This window comes from Rhodococcus sp. NPDC003348 (assembly GCF_053589375.1).
Genome location: NZ_JBSFRT010000019.1, coordinates 86,509 through 110,464 on the forward strand (window position 1 = coordinate 86,509; position 23,956 = coordinate 110,464).

General features: G+C 68.5%; 21 protein-coding genes. 4 read left to right on the plus strand and 17 right to left on the minus strand.

Annotation, left to right across the window (positions count from 1 at the left end; translation table 11 throughout):
* Positions 1 to 254: 254 nt before the first annotated feature.
* The 12 genes from ACWDU4_RS14565 to ACWDU4_RS14620 form a co-directional block, all read right to left on the minus strand.
* Positions 255 to 830, minus strand: coding sequence for a mce associated protein mas1a (locus ACWDU4_RS14565; RefSeq protein ID WP_450114607.1), 576 nt, complete (start codon positions 828 to 830; stop codon positions 255 to 257).
* Positions 820 to 2,037, minus strand: a complete 1,218-nt coding sequence (locus ACWDU4_RS14570; protein ID WP_450114608.1) for an MlaD family protein — start codon at positions 2,035 to 2,037, stop codon at positions 820 to 822. The genes ACWDU4_RS14565 and ACWDU4_RS14570 overlap by 11 nt, the downstream gene beginning before the upstream one ends.
* Positions 2,034 to 3,095 carry an MCE family protein gene (locus ACWDU4_RS14575; protein WP_450114609.1) on the minus strand — a complete coding sequence of 354 codons (1,062 nt, stop codon included), beginning with the start codon at positions 3,093 to 3,095 and terminating at the stop codon, positions 2,034 to 2,036. Before ACWDU4_RS14575 ends, ACWDU4_RS14570 begins: the two co-directional genes overlap by 4 nt.
* Positions 3,095 to 4,240: an MCE family protein gene (locus ACWDU4_RS14580; protein ID WP_450114610.1), complete on the minus strand. Its 1,146-nt coding sequence runs from the start codon at positions 4,238 to 4,240 to the stop codon at positions 3,095 to 3,097. Before ACWDU4_RS14580 ends, ACWDU4_RS14575 begins: the two co-directional genes overlap by 1 nt.
* Positions 4,237 to 5,283: an MCE family protein gene (locus tag ACWDU4_RS14585; RefSeq protein ID WP_450114611.1), complete on the minus strand. Its 1,047-nt coding sequence runs from the start codon at positions 5,281 to 5,283 to the stop codon at positions 4,237 to 4,239. The genes ACWDU4_RS14580 and ACWDU4_RS14585 overlap by 4 nt, the downstream gene beginning before the upstream one ends.
* Entirely contained in the window at positions 5,280 to 6,353 is a 1,074-nt protein-coding gene (locus tag ACWDU4_RS14590; protein WP_450114612.1) for an MCE family protein, read from the minus strand. The genes ACWDU4_RS14585 and ACWDU4_RS14590 overlap by 4 nt, the downstream gene beginning before the upstream one ends.
* A complete protein-coding gene (locus tag ACWDU4_RS14595) occupies positions 6,350 to 7,618 on the minus strand; it encodes an MCE family protein (protein ID WP_450114613.1) in 1,269 nt (422 codons plus the stop codon). Before ACWDU4_RS14595 ends, ACWDU4_RS14590 begins: the two co-directional genes overlap by 4 nt.
* A 1-nt stretch (position 7,619) precedes the next feature.
* A complete protein-coding gene (locus tag ACWDU4_RS14600; protein ID WP_450114614.1) occupies positions 7,620 to 8,477 on the minus strand; it encodes an MlaE family ABC transporter permease in 858 nt (285 codons plus the stop codon).
* A complete protein-coding gene (locus ACWDU4_RS14605) occupies positions 8,477 to 9,286 on the minus strand; it encodes an MlaE family ABC transporter permease (RefSeq protein ID WP_450114615.1) in 810 nt (269 codons plus the stop codon). Before ACWDU4_RS14605 ends, ACWDU4_RS14600 begins: the two co-directional genes overlap by 1 nt.
* Before the next feature lie 180 nt (positions 9,287 to 9,466).
* A complete protein-coding gene (gene fadD5, locus ACWDU4_RS14610) occupies positions 9,467 to 11,056 on the minus strand; it encodes a fatty-acid--CoA ligase FadD5 (RefSeq protein ID WP_450114616.1) in 1,590 nt (529 codons plus the stop codon).
* A 161-nt stretch (positions 11,057 to 11,217) separates the two neighbouring features.
* A complete protein-coding gene (locus tag ACWDU4_RS14615; RefSeq protein ID WP_450114617.1) occupies positions 11,218 to 12,003 on the minus strand; it encodes an enoyl-CoA hydratase in 786 nt (261 codons plus the stop codon).
* Positions 12,000 to 12,980 (minus strand): NAD(P)H-dependent flavin oxidoreductase, encoded by a 981-nt coding sequence (locus ACWDU4_RS14620; protein ID WP_450114618.1) that lies wholly within the window; start codon positions 12,978 to 12,980, stop codon positions 12,000 to 12,002. Before ACWDU4_RS14620 ends, ACWDU4_RS14615 begins: the two co-directional genes overlap by 4 nt.
* A 334-nt stretch (positions 12,981 to 13,314) precedes the next feature.
* Between ACWDU4_RS14620 and ACWDU4_RS14625 the strand changes: the two genes are divergently transcribed.
* Complete coding sequence (locus ACWDU4_RS14625; protein ID WP_450114619.1) at positions 13,315 to 14,541, plus strand: TetR/AcrR family transcriptional regulator; 1,227 nt, start codon at positions 13,315 to 13,317, stop codon at positions 14,539 to 14,541.
* 9 nt (positions 14,542 to 14,550) lie between these two features.
* Here ACWDU4_RS14625 and ACWDU4_RS14630 read toward each other — a convergent pair whose 3' ends face one another.
* The 4 genes from ACWDU4_RS14630 to ACWDU4_RS14645 all read right to left on the minus strand — a co-directional run bounded on the left by ACWDU4_RS14630 (position 14,551) and on the right by ACWDU4_RS14645 (position 20,054).
* Positions 14,551 to 15,966: a wax ester/triacylglycerol synthase domain-containing protein gene (locus ACWDU4_RS14630; protein WP_450114620.1), complete on the minus strand. Its 1,416-nt coding sequence runs from the start codon at positions 15,964 to 15,966 to the stop codon at positions 14,551 to 14,553.
* A 74-nt stretch (positions 15,967 to 16,040) separates the two neighbouring features.
* On the minus strand, positions 16,041 to 17,456 hold the full coding sequence (locus ACWDU4_RS14635; protein WP_450114621.1) for a wax ester/triacylglycerol synthase domain-containing protein: 1,416 nt from the start codon (positions 17,454 to 17,456) through the stop codon (positions 16,041 to 16,043).
* A gap of 173 nt (positions 17,457 to 17,629) precedes the next feature.
* A complete protein-coding gene (locus ACWDU4_RS14640; protein ID WP_450114622.1) occupies positions 17,630 to 18,523 on the minus strand; it encodes an oxygenase MpaB family protein in 894 nt (297 codons plus the stop codon).
* Between the two features lie 4 nt (positions 18,524 to 18,527).
* Complete coding sequence (locus ACWDU4_RS14645; RefSeq protein WP_450114623.1) at positions 18,528 to 20,054, minus strand: aldehyde dehydrogenase family protein; 1,527 nt, start codon at positions 20,052 to 20,054, stop codon at positions 18,528 to 18,530.
* Positions 20,055 to 20,306: 252 nt separating this feature from the next.
* On the opposite strand from ACWDU4_RS14645, the gene ACWDU4_RS14650 reads away from it, so the two are divergent.
* Together ACWDU4_RS14650 and ACWDU4_RS14655 are read left to right on the plus strand one after the other, a co-directional pair.
* Positions 20,307 to 21,452 (plus strand): acyl-CoA dehydrogenase family protein, encoded by a 1,146-nt coding sequence (locus ACWDU4_RS14650; protein WP_450114624.1) that lies wholly within the window; start codon positions 20,307 to 20,309, stop codon positions 21,450 to 21,452.
* A gap of 71 nt (positions 21,453 to 21,523) precedes the next feature.
* Positions 21,524 to 22,210 carry a GntR family transcriptional regulator gene (locus tag ACWDU4_RS14655; RefSeq protein ID WP_450114625.1) on the plus strand — a complete coding sequence of 229 codons (687 nt, stop codon included), beginning with the start codon at positions 21,524 to 21,526 and terminating at the stop codon, positions 22,208 to 22,210.
* 73 nt (positions 22,211 to 22,283) lie between these two features.
* Here the strand turns inward: ACWDU4_RS14655 and ACWDU4_RS14660 are convergent, their stop codons facing one another.
* Positions 22,284 to 22,667, minus strand: coding sequence for a hypothetical protein (locus ACWDU4_RS14660; RefSeq protein ID WP_450114626.1), 384 nt, complete (start codon positions 22,665 to 22,667; stop codon positions 22,284 to 22,286).
* Between the two features lie 256 nt (positions 22,668 to 22,923).
* On the opposite strand from ACWDU4_RS14660, the gene asnB reads away from it, so the two are divergent.
* A partial coding sequence (asnB, locus tag ACWDU4_RS14665) for an asparagine synthase B (protein WP_450114627.1) occupies positions 22,924 to 23,956 on the plus strand: 1,033 nt, incomplete at its 3' end.

A 23,956-nucleotide genomic window follows, 5' to 3' on the forward strand; every position in this document is an offset into this window, starting at 1 on the left:
CGAGGAGCTCGCACCGGCCGGCGCGAGCGGGCAGCCCGGCACGGACCGCTCCACCGGTCCCGTCGACCCGATCCACCCCGACGTGGAAGATCCGGCAGGTGCCGGACGTGCATTGGTATCAGACCGCGCGTCGGTGCCGCAAACACCGAGACGCTGTGTCGCGGCCTCGCGGCGGGAGGTTCATTCGACCGCGGGACACCACGCACCACGGGCCGGCGGAGCGGCGGGGTCGCCGGTGCCGAGTTCCGGTGCAGCTAGTTGGTGTCGACGTTGTCGACCACCCAGCGGTCACCGTCCCGAATCAGGGTGACGACCATCCGGTACTTCTGGGTGTTGCCCTCCGGGGAGACGACGTTGGTCGCCTGCTGGTCGACGAAGACGAGGACCACCGCCCGGTCCTCGTCGAGGGACTCGATCCCGATGTGCCCGGCGGTCGCCGTCGCCTTGCCCTTGCCGTCGGTGACGATCTGTCTCAGGGCGTCCACCATCTCGCTGTACTTCGCCGCGAATTCCGGCGTCGACCCGGACACGATGGCGTCGCGGTTGGCGTCGAGGTTCTCGAAATCGAACGACGACAGTGCCACGGCGTAGTCGCGGGCGGTGTCGATCGCCTCGGTCCGCCGTGCGTCGGCCGAGCTGTCGCCGAGCACGTCGAGCAGCAGTGCCGCGGACACCGCAACGAGGGCGACCGCCAGCAGACCTGCGATCACGGCGACAGGCCGCTTCCAGACGGGCCGGCGCGCGGGTGCACCCGGGGTGTCCTCGCCGCTCCCCGGTTCGGTCCCGGTGCGATCCGTCACGACGGCCTGTCCCGAGCTGTCATCTGCCATTGCCGAGGCCTTCCAGAAGCGATTGCCAGTACTCCAACGCCTCGGTTCCCGTGGGAATCAGAATCGGATCGGCGACGGGCGGGTACCCGATCGGGGTGCCCGGCGTCGTCGCGTTCTGCAGTCCGAGGCCGTTCGGGCGAGGCGCATTGCGCGAGCCTCGCTGCGCCAGGTTGTCCGCAGGCGGACAGTAATACGTCAGGTTCGGCGAGGTGGGGCTTTCGTCGCCGACGGCGCGCCGGACCGTGTCGTGGTAGCACACCTGTCCCAGCGTTCCCACCAGCGTGAAGTTGGCGCGGTCGCCGGTGACGATCGATTCCAGCTTCCCGAGCCCGTGAGGGATGTCGTTCAGCCCCGACGCGAGGGCCGCCTGCCGATCGGAGATGACCGGCGCCACCGTCACGAGGTTTGCCAGCAACGCACCGAAGGTGTCGTGGTAGCGGTCGAACAGCGCGTGCGCCTGGTCGAGGGCGCCCGGCGAGGTGTCGGCCAGGTACACGAGCACCGGACCGTTCGTGTCGAGCTGCTCCGTGAAGTTCCGCGCGGCGCCCATGCCCCGCACGAACGGGGTCGACTCACCGGCCATGGTGGTGACCAGGCTCGCGGTGCGCTCGAGCAGACTCGTGAGCATCGGAGCCTGCTGGTCCATCTGTGCCGTGATGGCGTCGCCGTTGTCGATCAGGCTCGCCAGCGCGGGCCCGAGACCGTCGAACGAGGCGCCCAGTTCGGTGCCGATGTCGCTGACGGCCTGCGGGTCGATGCCGTCGAGGAGCCGGGCGGCATCGGTCATCAGGTCACCCATCTGCACCGGCTGCTGCTCGGCCGGGGCCGCGAGCTGCTCGCCCTCCTGCAGATAGGGCCCGTCGCCGGTGTTCGGGAAGATGTCGACGTTCTGGATTCCCGCGGCGGTACCCATACCGACCTTCGCGACGCTGTCGACGGGGATCTCGACCCCCGGATCGAGTTCGTAGTCGACCCGCGCGCCCCCCGCGTCCGGATCGAGCCGGACGGACGAGACCTTCCCCACCGCCACGCCGCGATAGGTCACGGCCGTGCCCGTCGTCAGGCCGCGCGCATCGGTCATCACCGAGTACACGTGGAGCGGGGAGCCGAGCGCCTGTGGACCGATCACGTAGTTGATCGCGAACGGAATCACGATCGCGGACACGATCGCGAACAGCACCAGCTGGACGAGGACCAGACGTCTCATCGCTGTCCTCCCTTCAGCAGAGCGGCCAGGTCTCCGGCCGTTCCCGACACCGGGGTTGACCCGGCCGCGCCCGGGGCCGGGCCGCCGACGAGCAGCTTGTCGATGCTGCCGGGGACGTCGAGTGCACCGTCGAAGCTGAGGTAGTCGCCGTGGACCGCACTGCCGAAGTTGTCGAGGAACGTGCTCATGTTGTCGAGCGTGGACCCGATCTCGGAGTTGAAGGACGCCAGAGCCGCGATCGTCACCGACGCATCCGAGACCATCGTGCCGAGTCCGTCGGGGTCGTCGGACACGATCGAATTCGCGGTGTCGGTCAGCTGCCTCGACGACTCGAGCAGCGCCGCGATGCTGTCGCGCTGGGCGGTCAGCGCCCGGGCCGCGTCGGGCATGGTGTCGAGGTACGCGTCGACGGTGGCCTGCTGCCCCGCGAGCTGCTGCGAGATGCGCGCCGCGGTGTCGATCGCGACTTCGAAGTCGTCCTGGTTCGTGGTGGCCTTGGCGAGCAGCGTGGTCATGGTGTCGGTGAGGCCGCGGATCTCGCCGGAGCGTCCCGAGAAGGCCGCGTCCAGTTCGTTCACGACCGTCTGCAACTGGGCCAGCCCACTGCCGGTGACGATCGTGCCCAGGGTCGCGAGCATGCTCTCCACCTGCGGTCCGATGGTGGTACGCGACTCGACGATCACGTCACCGTCCTGGAGCGGGCGCGGTGACGGGTCGTTCGGCGGCGTAAGGCGGATGAACGGGCTGCCGAGCGCCGACGGCAGTTCCACCGCGGCGAGTACGTTGTCCGGCAGTTCGGTCGCCTCTTCGAGACTGAGCTGCGCCGTGGCGCCGATCGTGTCCGTCGCGAGGTTCCGGATCCGGCCGATCACCCGCTGGCCGGTGCGCACGTCAGCGCCGAGGAGCAGTCCCTCGGCGGTCGCCAACTGCAGGGTCACCGTGTAGTCCGGCCCGTCGGCGGTGCGACCGAGCGGCAGGTCCTGCATGCCGGCGCTGCACCCCGTGGTGAGCAGGACGGCCGCGGTCGCTGCCGCGAGGGAAATCGTCCGTGTGCGCATCAGTTGCCCCCCGGGGCCTGGGTTCCGCCGGTCACCGTGCCCGCGATGTTCAGCGGGTCGGACGCGCTGACAGGGAACGGGATCGGGTTCGTGAAGCCGGCGCCCGTGCACAGCGGCAGCGGGTACTGCTTGCACAGCGGTTCCGCGACGGCGAACTGTGTCAGGGCGGTCGAGATGTTCAGCCGGATCCGGCCGCGGTTGGTGTCGTCGATGCTGCCTGCCAGGTTCTGCATGAGCAGCGGCACCATGTCCATGAACTCGGCGAGGCCTGCCTGGTTCGCGGTGAGGACGTCGCCGACCGCGTTGAGGTTGTCGACCGCGACGCCGACCGAGTCGCCGTGCTCGTTCATGAAGGTCCGCACCTGGTCCAGGACGACCTGCAGGTCCTGGAGCGGTGCAGCGATGTCGACGTCGGTCGAGGCCCACTGGTCGCCGACCGCGCCGAGGTCACGGACGAGTTCGTCGAGGCTCACCTGTCGGGCGTCGAGGGCGCCCATCAGCGTGGACAGGTTCGTCACGAGGGCACCGATGTCCTCGGCGCGGGCCCCCACGACTCCCGTGGCAGCGCTGAGGTTGCGCATCGCCTCGTTGAACTCCTCGCCTCGCCCATGCCATCCGTCGGCGGCCTTGGTGAGCAGCTGCGCGGTCGATCCGGTCTCGCCGCCCACCGCCTCCGTGAGCGTGCTGATGCTGTTCATCAGCGAGTCGAAGTCGATCGGAGCGTGACTGCGTTCGGCGGGGATCTCCGCACCGTCCTCCAGTCGCGGGCCTCCGCTGTAGGTGGGCCCGAGTTCGACGTGCCGGTCGCTGATCACCGACGGGCTCAGCACGTAGGCGCTCGCGTCGGCGGGCAGTTCCACGTCCGCGGGCATCGACATCGTCACCCGCACCGTGGTGCCCTGCGGCTCGACCTCGGTGACGGTTCCGACCGGAACCCCGAGCACGGTGACCTTGCTGCCGACGTAGATCCCGTTGACGTAGGCGAAGTTCGCGTGCACGGTGGTCGACCGGTCGGTGCGCGCGAAGACGAACCATCCCGCGATCGCCAACACCACCACGGTCAGCAGCGCCGTCACCAGGATCGGCAGGCGTCGCCGCTTCGTCGGTCCGTCACCGCCCCACGTCGTCGTCGATTGAATACTCATCGGCACCCCTGCATCACTCCGAGGGCACACAGCAGGTTGTCCGGAATCACCGCGGCGGGGGCGCTCACGTCCGTCCAGGCGCCGTTGCCGGTCGCGTCGGTGGCGCCGCGCAGCGCGGGCGGCACCTTCTGCATGATCTGGTCGATGTTCGCGGCGTTCTGCTTCAGCGTGCCGGTCACCGCGACCAGGTTCTCCACCATCGGCCCGAACTCGGCCTCGCGGGCGCTCATCGTGGTCGCGAGGGTGTCGAGCACCGAGGTGAGGTTGTCCACCAGATCGGTCAGCGCCTGCCTCCGGACGGCGAGGATCTGCATCACGGTCTGGGTGTTGTGCGCGGTGGTCGTCAACGCGTCGCTCTGCCGGACCATGAGGTCCGACAGGGACCGCGACATGGTCAGCAGCCGGTCGACCTGCTCGCCGTTCTGCGCGAACGCGGCCGAGGCCCCACCGAGCCCGGTCAGGGCCTTGCCCAGCTGCTCGGAGTCGCTGGGCAGCACCTGTTCGAGCGTGGTCAGCATCGCCTGCAGCGATTCGACGTCGACGCCGTGCGCGGCGTCCGTCGCGTCCCGGCTCACTTCGTCGAGGCTGTAGGGAACGGTGGTGCGGGACAGCGGAATCACGGTCTGGCCGTCCTCGACGCCCCCCGGCACCACTTCGAGGTAGCGCTTGCCGAGCACGGTCTTGAGCCGAACCGTCGCGGTGGTCTGGTTGCCCAGCGGCTGGCCGTCGTCGAGCCGGAAGCTCACCATCACGTGGTCGCCGGCGAGTTCGACGCCCTCGACGCGGCCGGCGGGGACACCGGCCACGTACACCGGGTCGCCGCCGGAGAGCCCGCTCGCGTTGGCGAGCTCGGCGGCGTAGGGGTGCGTCCGCATCTGGTACCACACGCGAGGAGCGCCGACCGCTGCGAGCAGCCCGATCAGCAGCACCACGATGCCGACCACGCCGAGTGCCATCGGGGTGGAGCCGCTGCGCCGTTCGCCCTTGAACAGGAACAGGACGATGCCGACGAAGTGGTCGATCAGCTTGACCAGGAACATCATTGGCACACCTGCGAGTGGGTGGTCCCGAAGATGTTCGCCTCCATGTCCCCCGCCTCCAGGGTGAAGTTGCACAGGTAGAGATTGACGAAGCCGCCGTAGCTGCCGATCCGGTTCACGTCAGCACCGAACTCGGGCATCTTCGCGACGAACGCGTTGAACTGGTCGGTCGTGCCGATCCAGGCGTCGGTGAGCGACTTCAGATCGGAAACCGATCGCCCGAAGGCACCGTTCGACACAGCCATCAACCGGGCGAGGTCCGCGAGCGCTGAGTTGCCGCCGTCGAGGAGGGCGATCAGCTGGTCGTTGCTGCCGACGACGGTCGACGACAGCGCCGCGAGACCGGCGAGCAGATCCTCGAGCTGCGGCGAGCGCGCGTCCACCGACGAGAGCAGGGAGGACATGTTGCCGACCAACTGCTCGAGCACCGGTTGCCGCTCGGCGAGCCCGCCGCTGAGGTCGCCGATCTGGGTGAGCAGGGTTGCCATCGACCGGCCCTGACCGGAGAACGTCTCGACGAAGCCACGGGTGAGCGTGTTGACCTGGTCGGGTGCCAGCGCGTCGAACAGCGGACGGAAGCCGTTCATCATGGCGGTCAGGTCCACCGGCGGGGTGGTGCGGTCCAGCGAGATCGTCGATCCCGGCGGAAGAATATCGGCTCCCACCTCCGAATGCGTTGCTCCCTCTGGGGATTCACCCGTGGCGGACACCGGACGCGCATCCGCGCCCGACAGCGCGACGTAGCGGGCACCGAGCATGTCCCCGTAACGCACCGCGGCGGTGACGTCGGCGGTCAGCGGGTGGTCCGCCTCGACCTCGATCTGCACGACGGCCTTGCTGGTGCCGCCGCCCGCGTCGGCGAAGGCGATGCCGTCCACCCGCCCGACGCGGACGCCGGCCATCATCACCGGGTTGCCCGGGGTCAGGCCCTCGACGTCGGTGAACTCGACGGAGTAGCGCTCCGCGTCGCCGCGCACCGGCACGAGCAACGTGTTGGCGACCATGACGCCGCACGCGATGCCGGCGGCACAGAACCCGACGAGCTTCACCACGGGAACCCATCCGAGCTTCATCGGACGGTCACCTCGTTTCCACGTACGAGCGGACCGAGCATCATGACGGTCGCGGGGTTGGGCACGCCGCCGGGCAGCGCGGGCAGTCCCCGCAGTTGCGACTCGAGCACACCGAGCGGGTGGGCCTCCCTGGCTCCGTCGACGACGGGCACCGCCGCGTCGGCGACTTCGGACACCCGGTTCGACTGCTGGCGGGCGGCCTGGGCCGGTGTGGGCGCACCGCTGCAGTACGCGCCGGTCTGGGTGCCGTAGGTCGGGCAGTCCTCACCGGTGTACGGGAACGGGTCCGCGAACGACGGCACGGCGGTGATGTCGAACTTGCCGGAGGAGAACACCCGGGCGCCCGCGGCGCCGAACGACTTGGCGCCGGCGAGGGTGGCGGTCAGTCCGTCCGGATTCGCGGCCGTCGTGGCGAGGATGACGCCAACCGAGTCCACCACGGTGGTGACCGACTGCTGCCGCTCCGAGACGAATCCCGCTGCGGTCGAGGAGAACCCGGATGCGGCGGTGAGCATCCTGCCGATGGAGTCGGAGTGTTCGGAAATGTTCCGCGACACCGACGCCGCCGATGCCAGGGTCGCGACCACGTCGGGGGTCGCGGCGTCCAGGGCTGTCATCACCTCCCGGAACTCCGGTGTGGCGTCGAGGAACTGCTCCGTCGCGGGAGTCATCGTCGTGCTCACCGAGGCGAGCCGGTCGACGACCCGTCCGATTGTCTCGCCGCGGCCGTCGAGCGCAAGACCGAGCGCGGTCAGCGCGGTCTGGAGCTTCTGCGGCTGCATGTGGTCGAGGACGTCGACCAGCTTGGTGTAGATGCTGTAGAGGGCCACGGCGTCCGGCCCCTGGTCGACCACGATGGTGTCGCCGTCGGCGAGGGGGTCGGCCGGAGCTCCCGTCGCCGAGTCTCCATCGTCGACGAGCTGGATGTAGATGTCGCCGAAGAACGTGCGGGGCACAACACGGGCCACGACCGTGGACGGGATCGAGGCGATTGAGCTCTGGTCGATCTGCAGGCTCACCACCGACGACTCGGTGCCCGAGTCGATGCCCGAGATCCGCCCGACGTTGACACCGATGTAGCGCACGGGAGCTTCCCCGGTGATGAGGCCGGCGGAGGCCGGGATCGCGACGGTGATCTCGGGGTCGCGGTGCAGCGAACCGGATCCGCGCAACACCATCACGACCGCGACGACCACGCCGAGCATCACCGCGAGGACTCCGCGCAGCGCCAGCCCGATCCGGGCACGTCCGGTGAACTGGTCCATGTCAGATCCCCAGTCCCGGAATCTCCGGGACGAGGCCCCAGAGCGCGAACGTGAGCAGCACGTCGAGCACGCCGATCGCCAGGATCGCGGTCCGCAGGGCGCGGCCCGCGGCCTGCCCGACCCCGGCCGGACCGCCGGACGCGTAGTAGCCGTAGGCGCAGTGCACCAGCGACACCACCGCCGCGAACACAATCGCCTTGAGCGCCGAGTACACGAGATCTTCCGGTGACAGCGCGAGGTGGAAGAAGTAGTCGTAGGTGCCCGCGGAGGCTCCACCGAAGAACACGATCACCAGCCGGGTGGACAGGTAGCTGGCGAGCAGACCGATGAGGAAGATCGGGATCACGCAGACCATCGCCGCGAGTACCCGGGTGCCGGCGAGGAACGGGATGGAGCGGATCGCCATCGCGTCCAGGGCGTCGATCTCGTCGGAGATGCGCATCGCGCCGATCTGCGCGGTGAATCCGGTGCCGACCTTGGCTGCCAGAGCGATCGCGACCACGACCGGCGCCAGCTCCCGGGTGTTCGCGATCGCCGACAGCATCCCGGACATCGTCGTCATGCCGACGAGTTCGAGACCGCGCTGGGTTTCGACGCCGAGCATCATGGCCGCGGCGAGGGACATCGCGAACACGATGCCGATCGTGCCGCCGCCGGAGAGCACCGAGTTGGTCCCGAAGCTCACCTCGCTGATCTGGGCGAGCACGTGCTTGCGGTAGTGGATGAGCGCGTACGGCATCGACGCGAGGGCCCTGCAGTAGAAGGTGACGTGTCGGCCGATGGACGCGAGTGCGTCGACGATCTGGCGGAACGGCGCTGCGGCGCGACGCAGGTGGAAGCGCGCGTCGACGGCGACCATCAGTACGCCCCGACGGCGGGCACGATGACCGTGTACAGCGCGGACAACGCGGTGTTCACGATGAACACCAGCGCGAAGGCGATCACCACGGCCTCGTTGACGGCGTCGGCGACCCCGCGCGGGCCGCCCTTGGTGTGCAGACCCTTGAACGTCGCGACCAGGGTCGAGGTCAGGCCGAAGACCGCGGCCTTCACGAGCGCCATCACGAAGTCCGACATCCGGCCGTACTGGCTGAACGTGGACATGAACGTTCCGGCCGGAAGATGCTGGACGTAGATGTGATAGAGGTAGCAGGCCATCACACCACCGAAGGTGACCATCGCGCACAGGGCGAGGGAGACGACGACGGCCGCGACGAGCCGGGGTGCGACGAGGCGCTCGATCACGTCGAGCCCCATGACCTCCATCGCGTCGATCTCTTCGCGAATCTTCCTCGACCCCAGGTCGGTACAGATCGCCGATCCGGCGACGCCGGCCATCATCAGTGCGCAGACGAGCGCCGCCGCCTGGCCGACGATGATGAACGCGACCACGGCCCCCGAATATCCGCCTGCGCCGATCCGGCCCGCCAGTTCGCCGACGGAGACCGCGATGAACACTCCGATGGGGATCATCAGCAGCAGTGAGGGTCCGGTGCTGACCCGCCCGATGAACAGGGTTTGCGTGACGGTCTCGCTGATCGACAGCCGGCGGGCGAAGACGGCCCGGATCAACGCCACGATCGACAGGACCGCAAACCCGATGAGATGGCCACCCTGGTTTGCGACGTCCCGAAGCGGCCCCTTCGCCACGGGCAACTCGTAGGTCACCGCTGCTCCCCCCGTTGGTCAACTACATGTGAAACGCATGACATGTGAACCGTGATTCGCAAAACACTATGCGCCGGACCCGCAGCGCGACAAGAGCACCCACGTTGACGACTCGCCACCGGCGAGGCCCACGCCGGCGGTGGTGCCGCGCTCCCCCATCGCGACACCACCGGACGACGGTCAACCGATCCGCACGCCTTCGGTGCCGTGCTCCTTGCGGAGATCGCCCTTGACGACCTTCCCACTCGCGTTGCGCGGCAACGCATCCACGATCACGAGCTCCTTCGGATGCTTGTACCGCGCGAGCACGTCGTCGAGATAGCTCGACAACTCGTCGAGTGTGAGGTCGGTTCCGCCGGGGTCCTTGAGCGCGACGACGGCCACCGGGACCTCGCCCCATTTGGCGTCGGTGCGGCCGATCACCGCAGCCTCCAACACCTTCGGATGGCCGAACAGGGCGTTCTCCACCTCGGCGCAGTAGATGTTCTCGCCGCCGGAGATGATCATGTCCTTCTTGCGGTCCACGACATAGATGAAGCCCTCCTCGTCCTGGCGCACCAGGTCTCCGGAGTGGAACCATCCGCCGGCGAAGGCGTCTGCCGTCTCGGCCGGCTTGTTCCAGTAGCCGCTCATCATGGTCGGGCCGCGGTAGACGATCTCGCCGACAGACCCGACGGGCACCTCGTTCATCTCGTCGTCGACGATCCGGGCCTGGATGGTCGGGATCACGGTGCCGACGGAACCGAGCTTGCGCAACGCGTCCTCGCCGTCGAGCACACAGGTGATCGGCGACATCTCGGTCTGCCCGAACACCGCCACGTTGAGTGCGTCCGGGAAGGTGTCGGACATCGCCCGGAGCACCACGTCCGATGCCGGAGCCGCACCCCAGCTGATCACCCGCAGCGCCAGATCCCGCTGCCGTACCGTGGGTTCCGCACACACCGCCTGCCACTGCACCGGCACGAGGAACGCGGTGGTGACCCGTTCAGCCTCCCAGACCTCGAGCAGTTCGGTGGGGTTGAAGGCGCCGAGCGGGTGGATCACGGTCGGGATGCCGAGCTGCAGGCTGGGGGCCATGCTGCCGAGGGCCGCGATGTGGAACATCGGCGAGGCACAGAAACCGATGTCACCCGCGGCGTGCATGCGGAGCGCCCGGATACAGGTCTGCGCCTGCGCCTGCATGTTGGCGTGGGAGAGAACCGCCCCCTTGGGGCTGCCGGTGGTACCGGACGTGTACATGATCAGGGCCGGGATGTCCTCGGGTAGGTCGACCGCGGGGTGCGACGCGCCCGCCTCTGCGACGAGCTCCTCGTATCCCTCCACACCTTCACCACCGCCCTGCCCGACGACGATGACGGTGCCGAGTTCCGGAACCTGTTGGCGGACAGCAGAAACCAATGGTGCGAGCGGAACGTCCGTGACCACGACCGTGGCACCGCTGTCCGTGACGATGTACGCCATCTCGGGCGGTGTGAGACGGAAGTTCACCGGCACCGCGATGGCCCCGAGGGAGTTGACCGCGAGCACGACCTCGAGGAACTCCGGCCGATTGAGCATGACCACGAGTACCCGATCGCCGAACCCGACACCGCGGCGAGCGAGTGCGTCGGCGAACGACTCCGACCGGCGGTGCAGATCCGACCAGGTGGTGGTGGCGCCCTGGAAACGCAGGGCGACCGCGTCGGGACGCATCAACGCGTGCGTGGCGACCTGATTGTTCCAGTGGTTCCTGCGCGACTGCAGGGGCTGAGAGAGGAGATCGGGTGACATCGTTTCGACAAGCCCTTCCCTGTCACGGAGACTGTGTGGCACGGTATACGCACCCCTCCGGTTGCGATCGATTATGGCAGGCCAGCGGCCGGAATGGGGCCTGTTTGTTAACTACAATTCGCAAATTCGGACATTAGCGGCGGCGCGAGCCGCGGCTTGGCTCAGGCGCCGAATTTCGGCCGCCGCCTGGCCAGCATCGCGGCCGCGCCCTCGAAGAAGTCCGCGGATCCGAGCAGTTCGATCTGCCCCTCGGTTTCCCGCTCGAATGCCTCTTCGACCCGCGCCAGCGTCGCGGCCGTCAGCGAGCGTTTCGTCAGTTCCAACGCGCGGCGCGGGCCGGCCGCCAGCTTCGCGGCCACCGCGTCGACGTGCGCGGCCAGCTCGCCTGCAGGCAGCACGCGGGTGATCAGCCCGGCCGCGTGTGCGTCCGTCGCGCCGAGCCGCTCCCCCAGCAAAGCCATCTCCGCCGCGCGGGCACGTCCGACCGCCGCCGGGACCAGCAGGCTCGACCCGCCGTCCGGCATCAGGCCGACATTGACGAAGGCGAGCAGGAAGTACGCGGACTCGGCCGCATAGGCGAGGTCGGCGGCCAGCGCGAGCGAGGCCCCGACGCCGGCGGCGGCGCCGTCCACCCGCGCCACCACCGGCACCGGGAGAGTGAGGATCTCGCGGATCACCCGGTTCGCGGTGTCCATCACCACGCGCGGATCGGCAGACGGACCGGCCGCCAGGTCGGCGCCGGTGCAGAACGCGCCACCCTCCCCGGCCAGCACCACCACCCGCACGTCCGCGTCCCGGGCGCGGCCCTCCAGCAGATCACCGAGTGCTCGCATCGAGTCGAGGTCGAGCGCGTTCATCCGCTCGGGCCGGGCGATGGTGATCCGCAGGACTCCGCCCTCGTATCCCACCCGCAGCCCGGCGACGCGTTCCTGTGCGATTTCGGTCATCGCGACACCCCGACGATCCGACCGAGGCGACCCTCGACGAGCTGCTCCGCTTCCGCCACGATCCGACCGACCAGCTCCCTGACCGTGGGCACGTCGTCGATGAGACCCTGACACTGACCGGCACTCCAGATGCCTGCGTCGAGATCGCCGTCCTCGAACACCTTGCGTCCCCTGGCCCCCGAGACAAGATCACGAATGTCGTCGAATGTCGCTCCACCCGACTCGATCCGGACCACCTCCCGGCTGACCGCGTTTGCGGCGACCCGCGCGGTGTTGCGCAGGGTGCGGAAGATGAGTTTCGTGTCGAGCTCGCTGTTCGCGACGATCTGCCGTTTCACCTCGTCCGCGACCGGCGACTCCTGCGTGCACATGAACCGAGTCCCCATGTTGACCCCCTCCGCGCCGAGGGCGAGAGCGGCGACCAGACCGCGGGCGTCGGCGATGCCGCCCGACGCGATGACGGGGATACGCACCCGGGCGGTGGCGGCGGGGATCAGCACGAGGCCGGGGACGTCGTCCTCGCCCGGATGCCCCGCGCACTCGAAGCCGTCGATGCTGACGGCGTCGACACTGACCTGTTCGGCCTTGAGGGCGTGCCGGACGCTGGTGCACTTGTGGATCACCTTGACGCCGGCATCCTTGAAATGCGGCAGGTGGTCGACCGGGTTGGCTCCGGCGGTCTCGACGATCTTGATTCCGGACTCGACGATCGCCTGCCGGTACTCCGCGTACGGCGGCGGGGTGATCGACGGCAGGATGGTCAGGTTTACGCCGAACGGTTTGTCGGTCAGGTCGCGGCACCGCGCGATTTCCTTGACCAGATCCTCCGGCGTCGGCTGCGTGAGCGCCGTGATGAATCCCAGCGCGCCCGAATTCGCAACGGCAGCAACGAGTTCTGCTCTCCCGACCCACATCATGCCGCCCTGCACGATCGGATGCTCGACCCCGAATGACTCGGTGAAGCGCGTGGTCAGCATCTCAGCACCCCCTGCCGGACTTCACGGATCCACGTCGAACTGCCCTGGTGATCATGTTTTTTCACTCGCTCCTGTGCGCTCGAAACGGCCCGGCACCCGCCGGATCGACACCGTCTGCACACCGCAGCTGGGACTCTCGAAACAGGCGTGAACCGACATCTTTGGCGAATTGCCGTTAACTTTCATCTACCGGTGACGTACTGTCAAGACCAAATCCACTACCGGAACGGAAAATTGCGATCACGACCGTCCACTCCGGTTCACAGGTTGCTCGCGCGCAGAACGCGACCACAGCGCTCCGATACGATTCGGAGTCGAGATGTCAGGAGGTCCGATGACGCAGTCGACCCGTAGCCGGTCGGTTCCGGAGCCGGCGACGCCCCGCAAGCGACCCAAGAACCGCAAGGCGCAGATCGCCCTGGTCGCCGCTGAGGCATTCAGCGAACGCGGGTACCACGCTGTCGGCGTCGACGACATCGCGGCCACACTCGGAATCTCGGGACCCGCGCTGTACCGGCACTTTCCGAACAAGTACGCCCTGCTCGTCCAGGCCGCGCTGAGCACGGTCGGGTCACTGCGCTCTGCCGCCGAGGAGGCTGCCGAGTCGACGTCGGACGCCGACGCCGAGGAGCGGCTGGACGCGGTCATCCGGGCCCTCATCTCCACGACCGTGGAGAACCGCCGAACCGGCGGCCTGTACCGCTGGGAGGGGCGGTACCTCCACGCCGACGACCGCGCCGTCATGCGCGCGGATTTCGCCGCACTCAACGAACAGGTCACCGGCCCGCTGCACGAACTGCGCCCGGACCTCGACCACACCACCGTCGGCGTTCTCGGAGCGTCGGCCCTCAGCGTGATCGGTAGCATCACCGCACACCGCGCTGCGCTGGCGAATCGACGCATCGAGAAATTGCTCCACACCGCCGCGTGGGCCGTGGCGCGCTGCGACCTGGCCGGCGCCCGTCCGGCGGTGACCGCGGTCGACGACCCCGCCGACGGCGGACCGTCCGTCACGTCGAAGCGCGAACTCCTCCTGACCGAGGCGATGAAGATCTTCAACGTCCGCGGTTACCACGAGTCGAGCATCGAGGAGATCGGTGCGGCCGCCGGGATCAACGCCTCCAGCGTCTACCGGCACTTCCCCAGCAAGGCGGACCTGCTCGCAGCGGTGTTCTACCGCGCGGCGGACCGGCTCGCGGTGGCCACCCGATCCGCGGTGAACGCCGCGACAGATCCGGCCGAGGCGCTCGGCCGGCTGACGGCCGCCTACATCGACCTGGCATTCGCGCATCCCGAGGTGCTCTCGGTGTACTTCGCCGAGATCGGCAACCTCCCCGCCGGGGAACGCACAAACCTGCGGAACGTCCAGCGGCTGCACATCGAGGAGTGGGTGAACCTCCTCACTGCGGCCCGCCCGGACCTCCCCGCACCGGAGGCCCGCTTCCTCGTGCACGCGGCGCTCGGGCAGACCCTCGACGTCGGCCGGCTGATGCGTTTCGACACCGGCGCGCTCGCACGCGGCAGGATGAGGACACTGATGCTGGCGGTCCTGCACAGCTGAGCGGCCCGCTCAGGTCCCGACGTTCACCGGGACGGCGTCGCGGAGCTGCTCGAAGGACCGCCGGATCAGCTCCGCATACCTGCAGGAGTCCCGAAGCAGCGCCGGATCGGCGGTGATGTTCAACGCGAGCGAGTCACCGGTCGAGCCCACCGAATGCGAGATCCCGGTGCCGTCCAATGTGCTTGTGCCGAAGGCGAGAACGGCAGTGGTGTCGACCAGCCGCAGCGCGGTCGAGCGGCGCGGCACACTCGTGACGAACGTGTTGAACGCCCGGGCCCGGACCGGATCGGCGGTCGCTCTGCTTCCGCGGCGAGCCTCCCTCCACCGGGCGAGGCGAAACACCCATCCCGGCAGCACATAGGTGGTCTCCGCCGCCGCCACCTCGGCCGGAACCCTCATCCGCCGACGCTCGGCAAGCACCGTCTCGTGGACCGCCCGCGCACGGTCCACGGGATCGTCGAGGTCGGTCCTCAAGTCGACGGTCATCATCACGAACTGGTTGTTCGACTCCAGTGCGGCTCCCGACGACCGGAGCGTCATCGGTACCGACGCCGCGAGCGAACCCGACACCAACTCCCCTCGCTCGAGGAGGTAGTCGCGGATGGCCCCACCGACGATCGTCAACGTGAGGTCGTTCACCGTGACGTCACCAATCCGCGCCTTGATCGCCTGCAACTCGGACAGCGGGAAGAACTCCACCTCGTATACCCGGCCGGGACCTACCGGACCGTCGACCACAGTCGGCGTACGACGTTGCGGAGGAAGTGGATACGAGCCGTTCTCTCGTTCGGCGACAAGACGTCGATGTACCGCACGAGCGTCCCTGACACCACCGACGAACCGGGCCGCGGTGCGGGGTGCGGCTGCCAGAGCTCGCACAACCAGCCGGACCGTACCGGGTACCTGCTGACCGCCATCGCACACGGGGCCGGGCTCGGGAAGGTCCGCACCGAACAGGGTTGTCGTGACATGGCCACTCGCGATGCCGTCGGCCATCACGTGGTGCATCTTGATCGCCGCGACCGTGACCGGCCCACCCGTGCCGGGTACGCCGTCCACCCGGTCGACGACGTGCAGTTCCCACAGCGGTCGTGTCTGGTCCATAGGCGCCGCCGCGAGGTCCCCCAGCATCGCCCGCAGGTCGTCCCAGCTCTGCGGGTCATGGAAGTGCAGGTGCCGGGCCACCGAGAAGTCCGGATCCTCCGCCCAGTACGGGTCGTCGAGATCCAGCGGAACCCGTACCAACCGCCGCCGTAGGACCGGTACCGAGGCGCGGGCCTCGACCCACGCCGCGATCTCCTCCCTTCCGGGTAGCCCGCCGCCGCGGTGGTCGGGCACGAAGGCGTACACCGAGACGAACGCCTGCCGGAACCTCGGGCTCTCCGCGTACACGAACCACGCGTCCTTCGGCGTAACCTGCTGCACTGCTGAGCCCTTTCGGAGGAGTCGCACTCGAAGTGCGGTTGATGGCAGGGATGAAGCGGCCGGCGGCTACCCGGTCAGGCCTCGACAGTCACCTGGGCCGCGTCCCGAAGTTCGTTGTACGACCGGCGAATCAGCTGCGCATACCGCGCGGAGTCCCGAAGCAACTCGGGATCCGCGGCGATGTTCAGGCCGAGCCGGTCTCCCATGACACCCACCGAGTGCCCGGTACCGGTCCCGTCCAGGGGGCCGATCCCGAGGGATCGGACATCGGTGGTGTCCGCCAGCCGCAGCCGGGTCAGCTCCCGGGGCACACTGCTGACGAACGTGTTGAAGGGCCGACCCCGGAGCTCGTCACCTCGCCGCGCGTCACCCTGCCACGCCCGGATGCGCCGAGCGACGCGAAACATCCAGCCAGGGAAGACGAAGGTGGTGTCCGACACCGCCGCCTCGGCAGGCACGCTCATCCGCCTCCGCTCGGCGAGTACCGCCTCGTGGACCGCCCGCGCACGCGCGATCGGATCGTCCAGACCGGAGTTCAGGTCTACAACCAACATGACGAACTGGTTGTTCGACTCACGGACCGCTCCCGCGGACCGGATCGACATGGGCACCGAGGCGGCCAGCGAACCCGGCACCGACTCCCCTCGCTCGAGCAGGTACGCACGCATGGCCCCGCCGACGACGGTCAGCATCAGGTCGTTGACGGTGACCCCGCCGATCCGGGCCTTGATCGCCTGCACCTCGGCCAGCGAGAAGTACTCCACCTCGAGGACCCGACCGGGGCCGACCGGGCCGTCCAGCACCGTCGGCGTGCGCCGTTGCGGGGGAAGCTGATACTCCCCCTGCGCGCGCTCGACCTGGACAGCACGCCAGTTGGCACGAACCTGCCTGATCGCGGTGACGATCCCGACCGCGGTGCGCGGACCGCGAGCGAGCGCCCGAAGCACCAACTCGACAGGCCCGGGCACCCGCTCGACAGGGCCGCGCCCGGCGTCCGGTGGCGGCGCCTGCTCACCGTAGAACGCCGACATCACGGCGTTGCTCCCGATGCCGTCGGTCATCGCGTGGTGCATCTTCATCGCGACGAAGGTTGCCGGACCGTCCACCCCGGGAACGCCGAGCACCCGTTCGACGACATGCAGTTCCCACAGCGGCCTGGTCTGGTCCATCGGCACCGTCGAGATTTCGGCGACCAGGTCCCGGAGTTCGTCCCAGCCACGGGGCTGGTGGAAGTGCAGGTGTCGGGACACCGCGAAGTCCGGGTCCTCCGCCCAGTAAGGATGGTCGAGATCGAGCGGAACCCGCACCAGGCGCTGCCGCAGCATCGGAAGCACGGCACGCGCCTCGAACCACCGGGTGATCTCGGCCCGGTCGGGCAGGCGACCGGTTGCATCGTCGGGCGCGAACACCTGCGCGGACACGAATGCCTGACGGAATCTGGGGCTGTCCACGTACACGAACCAGGCATCCTTGGGTGACAGCTGGCGCACGAGGTGGCCTCCTCCCGAAGCGGTCACCCCCGTCGCGGGTGACGGTCGGGCAGGAGCGAAGCGTACAACCCTTCACGGACTCCGGCGACCCGAGCGGATCGGGCCGCCCGCGCCCGATCCGCTGGTGCCCGATCCGCCGGCGGTACCCGACCGGTCAGCGGCACCCCGGTCTGTCAGTGGCGGCCGTTGTCCTGGTCCGCACCCAGGTCACCGGGGCGGTAGCCGGCCGGGTAGCCCGGGTACGTGCGGTTGCCCGATTCCCGGGTGATCGTCGACGTCGACCGGGGCGGGAAGAAGCGCAGCGCGCGGGCCCGTGCATCGAGCGCACGATCGGCGACCACTCGCATCCATCCGGGCGCTGCGCGGAAACCGAAGGCCGACAGCATCATCGGGTCGAGCATCGCACTGACCCCCACGGCAACCACCGGCTGCAGTGGCCGCGGGAACCACGAACAGAACAGGTCCCGGGTGTACACACCGACGGCGTGGACGTCGGGCGTGTTCCGGAAGTGCGCGCGCTCGTACGCCATCTTGAAGTGGTGCAGATCCTGGAAGTCGGTCGGGATGTCCCGGATACCCATGCGGGAGCCCACTTCCCGGTAGAAGTGGAACGCCGCGAGCCGCTCGTTCGGGTGCAGTGCTCGCCACCCGTACCGTTCGATCCAGTCCAGCGGCTCGTAGATGAACGTGGTGAGCACGTACAACATGTCGTCGTTACTGATGTCGTACTTGCCGTGCATCCGGTTGACCACCCGCAGCGACTCCTTGCCGCGTGGCGAGTCGTAACCGTGCTCGAGCAGTTCGGCCATCAGGAGCGAGGTGTCGTCGTACCGCTTCTGCGGGCGGTTCTCGAACTCACCGGTGCGTTTGAGCAGTTCGGCGATGCTCGGCACACAGTAGGTGCGGAACAGCGCGAACTCGAGCGCCCGGGTGTAGTCCCAGGGGAACTCGAATCCGGCCGTGATCCGGTGGATCTCCTGGTGGTCGCGGACGGGGTCGAGGGTCTCGATCCGGTGCAACCAGCCGTACCGGCCCCGCGGCGCCTTTCCGCCGTCGATGAGGAACACCTCGCTACCCCCGGCCGTGCATGGTGCGCAGCATCCAGGCCGCGATCTTCATGTCCCGCGCCTTGCGTTCCATTGTCAGCAGGTTCAGCGGGGCCTTGAACTTCTGCCGCGTCACCGCCTTCGGGCGGGCGAACTCGCGGAGGCCGTCGGCGCCGTGGATCCGGCCGAAGCCGGACTCGCCGACACCGCCGAACGGCAGCGACGGGACGCCCGCGAATCCGAGCACCGAGTTGATCGAGACCATGCCCGTGCGCAGGCGCTCGGCGGCCTGCAGCGCCTTGGCCTTGTCCTTCGTGAAGATCGATGCGCCGAGTCCGTAGCTGGAACGGTTCGCCTTCTCGACGCCGTCCTCGAGGTCACGCATCCGGTTCACCGCGACGATCGGGCCGAAGGTCTCCTCGGTCATCGCGGTGCTGTCCTCCGGCACGTCCGCGAGGATCACCGGTTCGATGTACGGCGCGTGCAGCGATTCCCGCCCGCCGAGCACGGCGCGGGCGCCCTTGTCGAGGGCGTCCTCGACCTGTCCGCGCACCACGTCGTTCTGCCGGTCGAGGGTCATCGGCCCGTAGGAGGCGCCGGACTCGCCGCCCGGCCGCAACCGGGTGGCCTTCTCGGTCATCTTCCGGACGAACGTGTCGTACACCGCGTCGGCGACGAAGATCCGCTCGACGCCGGCGCAGGTCTGGCCGGCATTGCCCATGCCGCCGAACACCGCGAAATCCGCGGCGGCGTCGAGGTCGGCGTCGGCCGCGACGAGCATCGCGTCCTTGCCGCCGCACTCGGCGACCAGTGGCGTCAGGGTCTTCGCGCAGGCGGCCATCACCTTCTTCGCGGTCGGGCCGGACCCGGTGAAGGCGACCTTGTCGACCCCCGCCTCGACCAGCGCCCCACCGGTCGCGCCGAGCCCGGTCACGACCTGGAGCACCGGCTGGTTCGGGACGAGTGAGTTCCACTTGTCGGCCAACCACACCGCGACACCGGGGGTGAGTTCGCTGGGCTTGAACACCACCGCGTTGCCCGCCGCCAGCGCGTAGGAGATCGACCCCATCGGCGTGTAGACCGGGTAGTTCCACGGCCCGATCACGCCGACGACCCCGAGCGGCTGGTATCGCAGCGTGGACTCCTGATTCGCACTGACCAGACCGGACGACACCTTCTTGCGCCCCAGTACCTTTGCCGCGTTCTTCGACGCCCAGTCCAGGTGCTCGACAGCGAGCATGATCTCGAGGATCGCGTCGTCGACCGGTTTTCCGGTCTCGGCGGCGATCACCGCCGCGAGGGACTGGGCGTCCGAGGCGATTGCGGACTTCCACTTCTGCAGCCACTTCTTGCGGCCGTCGAATCCGAGGTCCGCCCACCACACCGCGGCGTCACCTGCCCGTTCCACCGCCTGCGCGACCTGTTCGGCGTCGTGCACCGGATACTCGGCCAGCACGTCACCCTTCCGCGGGTCCAGTGAGGTGAAGGTGTCCGGGGCGGCGTGGGCGGGCGCCTCGGTCTTGCTCGGCTTGCGGTCGGTCCGCTGGGACATGGGGGCATTCCTCCATCGGTGTGGCGCGGTCGGCTGGCCGGTCGTGTGGAAGGTGCGCGCACGCGGGTTCCGCGTCGCTCGGCGTGCCTCGATCCTTGCCTACTCGCACCCTTCCGAACCGGAATCACATCACATATATTTGATTTGTCGTACTGTCGTGGGCGTCACAGTAGGCCGTGCCGGAGCGGCAGGCAAGAGCCCGGCCACCGTTCACGCCACGCAATCCATCACCTCGCAGGGGAGATCACACCGATGAGCGTCGAGTTCACCACCGAGCAGCGGGCATTCGCCCAGGCCGTCGCCGACTTCTGCAAGCGCGAGGCCGGCACCCGGGAGAAGCGGGACCGGCTCACCGACCACGGCAAGCACAATCACAGCCCGGAGCTGTACAAGAAGATGGCCGACCTCGGCTGGCTCGGCCTGACGGTGCCCGAGGAGTACGGCGGGTCGGACGCGACGATGGTCGACATGTGCATCCTGCTCGAGGAGACCGCCCGGGGGATGGCGCCGATCGGCGCGATCGGCCCGACCCTGATCACCGGCGGAGCGTACGCCAAGTTCGGCACACCCGAGCAGAAGGAAACGGTGCTGCGCGGCGTCGTCAGCGGTGTGTCACAGTCGATTTCGATGTCGGAACCGGAGGCGGGATCGGACGTCGGCAACCTGAGCACGAAGGCGGAGAAGACCTCCGACGGCTGGCTGATCAACGGACAGAAGACGTGGTGCTCGAACGCGCACATCTCGGAGAACATCCTGCTCGTCGCCCGCACCTCACGCGGCGAGAGCAAGCACGAGGGCATGACGATGTTCCACGTCCCTGTCACCACACCCGGCCTCAAGATCAGCGGCATCGAACTGATGGGCGGACACAAGGAGACCAACGACCTGTATTTCACCGACTGCGTCCTGCCCGAGGACGCGGTGGTCGGCGAGGTCGGCAACGGCTGGCGGCAGTTGATGACGGGACTGAACTTCGAACGGCTGATCCTGTCCGCGATGATCCTCGGCACGGCGGAACGAGCCTTCGAGGACACCCTCGCCTTCGTCACACAGCGAAAGCAGTTCGGCCGGCCGATCGGCTCGTTCCAGGCACTGCGGCACCGCATCGCCGATCTCGCCACCGAGATCGAGTGCACCAAACTGCTGGTGTACAGCGTGGCGCGCGAGGCCGACGCCCACCCCGACCGGATGCTGGCCCGCGAGGCGTCGATGGCCAAGCTCAAGGCCACCGAGACGGCCAAGCGGGTCGCCCTCGAGGGCATGCAGATGATGGGCGGCTACGGATACGCGACGGAGTTCGACATGGAGAAGCACGTGCGTGCCACCCTCGTCTCGACGATCTTCGGCGGCACCAGCGAGATCCAGCGCGACATCATCGGCAAGACGTACGGGCTGTAGACCCCGCGCGACCATGACCGATGGGCCGCAACCCGGCGCCTATGCTGAACTGCCGTGACCAAGGAGTACCCATGACCACGACCCGCAAGGCCGACGACCGCGCGCTGCGTCGCAGGCCACAACTGTCGGACGATGTCGCGGCGCACGTGCGCGGCGTCATCATGTCCGGCGGGGTCCGGCCCGGGGACTTCATCCGGCTCGACGAGACCGCCGCCGAACTCGGGGTCAGCGTGACCCCGGTGCGGGAAGCGCTGCTCACCCTGCGCGGAGAGGGACTGGTCGAGCTGGTGCCACACCGCGGCTACGTGGTGGCCCCGCTGACCCGCTCGGACATCCACGATCTGTTCTGGCTGCAGGGACAGATCGCCGAGCAGCTCGCGATCCGTGCCACCGCCGCCGTCACCCCCGAGGTGCTGGCCGAGATGCGCGATGCCAGGGACCGGCTCGCCGAGGCCGTCACGACGGGCGACACGGCACAGGTCGAGGACCTGGAGTTCGCGTTCCACCGGCTGCTCAACCGGCTCGCCGGCGCGAACAAGCTGTCCTGGTTCCTGCTCAACGCGGTGCGCTACACCCCGGCTCACCTGTACTCGTCGGATCCGCGGTGGGGCGAGGCCGCGGTCGCCAGTCACGACCGGCTGATCGCCGCTCTCGAGACCGGTGACGCGGAGGAGGCGGGCCGCGTCACCCGCGCCCACTTCGCCGACGGCGCGGACCGGCTGCTCGCTCACCTGGAGAGCACCGGCATCTGGGACTGAACCCCGTTGCCACCCAACGGAAAGTGGCCGCGCCCGGATTCCCGGACGCGGCCACTCTCCGTTGTCGAGCCGACTACCAGACGACGGCGATGATCACGTTCACGACGGCGAGGATGCCGATCACGTGCGCCAGCGTCGCGGTCGAGGTGGCGGTCGCGACCGCGCCCTCACCGGCCGGGGACGCGGCCACCTCCTTCTCCTTGCGCAACCCCAGCACCGCTGCGACCAGGATCACGATCGCGATGACGAGCTTGATGCCGACCTTCATGTGGTTCAGGTCCGCGTCGTTCGCCTCGTTCAGCCCGACCAGGGCGAGACCGGAAACGACCTGCAGGATGGCGCCGTGCAGCATGCCCGGGATCACCCGCGGCGCCTTGAGCACGGTCATGTAGCTGCCGATGATGGCTGCCAGTCCGATGAAATGCAGGATCAGGAAGATGTCGATGGCTGCGGTCATGACTGCATCGAACAGGCCCGAGCCCCTCCCTGTAAAGGAAGGTTTACCTTTCGAGTTGCCCGACATTCGCCAAAGTAGGGGTGGACAGGTGTCCAGAGGATGTTCGCGAAACCGGACCACCGGGTACCTACCCAAAGGTAGTGTCACCGCGACCGCAGCGGTGTGAGGCGCCCCACAGACATGTCGACGGCCAGTGTCCGCGCCGACGGGTGTGCGCACCGTCTTCGGACCCCATGCGACAAGGAGTGCATTTCTCGTGTGTTCGATCCTCGGAATCTTCGGCATCAACCCCGGCGAGGACCGCGCCGCGCTGCGTGCCCGGGCGGTCGAACTGTCCCGCCGGCAACGCCACCGCGGACCCGACTGGAGCGGCGTGTACGTCGACGACGGAGCCATTCTCGTCCACGAGCGTCTCGCCATCGTCGACCTCTCCAGCGGCGCACAACCGTTGCGCTCGACGGACGGTCACCTGGCGCTGACCGTCAACGGCGAGATCTACAACCACCGCGAACTCCGCGCCGGACTCGACTACGACTTCACCACCGCCTCCGACAGCGAGGTCATCAACGCGCTCTATCGCACCGGCGACGACGACTTCGTCGCCCGCCTCAACGGCATCTTCGCCTTCGCCCTGTGGGATGCCGACCGGCAACGCGTCCTCATCGCCCGTGACCCGATCGGCGTGTGCCCCCTCTACTGGGGCCACGACAGCGACGGGCACCTGCTCGTGGCGTCGGAGATGAAGGCGCTCGCCGACGTCTGCGCCGACGTGGCCCAGTTCCCGCCCGGGCACATCTACGACAGCGCCACCGGGGAGCTGCGGCGCTACTTCCGGAAACCGTGGCGCGAGTACGAGGCCACAGCCGGCACCGACGTCGACACGGCAGCGCTGCGCGACGCCTTCGAACAGGCCGTGCGTCGCCAGCTCATGACCGACGTGCCCTACGGCGTCCTGCTCTCCGGCGGCCTCGACTCCTCGCTGGTCGCCGCCTGCGCCGCCAAGTTCGCCCGCGACCGCATCGAGGACGACGGCCGCACCGAGGCCTGGTGGCCGCGACTGCATTCGTTCGCCATCGGGCTCCAGGGCTCCCCTGACCTCGCCGCCGCGCAACTGGCCGCGGACATGCTCGGCACCGAGCACCACGGCTTCGTCTACACCTTCGAGGAAGGCCTGGACGCGCTACCCGAGGTGATCCGCCACATCGAAACATATGACGTGACAACGATTCGCGCCTCGACGCCCATGTTCCTGCTCGCGCGCCGGATCAAGGCGATGGGCGTGAAGATGG

What these genes read in the sequence shown, in the direction of transcription:
- ACWDU4_RS14565 (WP_450114607.1), bottom strand. Translation starts at nt 830, where the DNA reads ATGGCAGATGACAGCTCGGGACAGGCCGTCGTGACGGATCGCACCGGG.
- ACWDU4_RS14570 (WP_450114608.1), bottom strand. Translation starts at nt 2,037, where the DNA reads ATGAGACGTCTGGTCCTCGTCCAGCTGGTGCTGTTCGCGATCGTGTCC.
- ACWDU4_RS14575 (WP_450114609.1), bottom strand. Translation starts at nt 3,095, where the DNA reads ATGCGCACACGGACGATTTCCCTCGCGGCAGCGACCGCGGCCGTCCTG.
- ACWDU4_RS14580 (WP_450114610.1), bottom strand. Translation starts at nt 4,240, where the DNA reads ATGAGTATTCAATCGACGACGACGTGGGGCGGTGACGGACCGACGAAG.
- ACWDU4_RS14585 (WP_450114611.1), bottom strand. Translation starts at nt 5,283, where the DNA reads ATGATGTTCCTGGTCAAGCTGATCGACCACTTCGTCGGCATCGTCCTG.
- ACWDU4_RS14590 (WP_450114612.1), bottom strand. Translation starts at nt 6,353, where the DNA reads ATGAAGCTCGGATGGGTTCCCGTGGTGAAGCTCGTCGGGTTCTGTGCC.
- ACWDU4_RS14595 (WP_450114613.1), bottom strand. Translation starts at nt 7,618, where the DNA reads ATGGACCAGTTCACCGGACGTGCCCGGATCGGGCTGGCGCTGCGCGGA.
- ACWDU4_RS14600 (WP_450114614.1), bottom strand. Translation starts at nt 8,477, where the DNA reads ATGGTCGCCGTCGACGCGCGCTTCCACCTGCGTCGCGCCGCAGCGCCG.
- fadD5 (WP_450114616.1), bottom strand. Translation starts at nt 11,056, where the DNA reads ATGTCACCCGATCTCCTCTCTCAGCCCCTGCAGTCGCGCAGGAACCAC.
- ACWDU4_RS14615 (WP_450114617.1), bottom strand. Translation starts at nt 12,003, where the DNA reads ATGACCGAAATCGCACAGGAACGCGTCGCCGGGCTGCGGGTGGGATAC.
- ACWDU4_RS14620 (WP_450114618.1), bottom strand. Translation starts at nt 12,980, where the DNA reads ATGCTGACCACGCGCTTCACCGAGTCATTCGGGGTCGAGCATCCGATC.
- ACWDU4_RS14625 (WP_450114619.1), top strand. Translation starts at nt 13,315, where the DNA reads ATGACGCAGTCGACCCGTAGCCGGTCGGTTCCGGAGCCGGCGACGCCC.
- ACWDU4_RS14645 (WP_450114623.1), bottom strand. Translation starts at nt 20,054, where the DNA reads ATGTCCCAGCGGACCGACCGCAAGCCGAGCAAGACCGAGGCGCCCGCC.
- ACWDU4_RS14650 (WP_450114624.1), top strand. Translation starts at nt 20,307, where the DNA reads ATGAGCGTCGAGTTCACCACCGAGCAGCGGGCATTCGCCCAGGCCGTC.
- ACWDU4_RS14655 (WP_450114625.1), top strand. Translation starts at nt 21,524, where the DNA reads ATGACCACGACCCGCAAGGCCGACGACCGCGCGCTGCGTCGCAGGCCA.
- ACWDU4_RS14660 (WP_450114626.1), bottom strand. Translation starts at nt 22,667, where the DNA reads ATGACCGCAGCCATCGACATCTTCCTGATCCTGCATTTCATCGGACTG.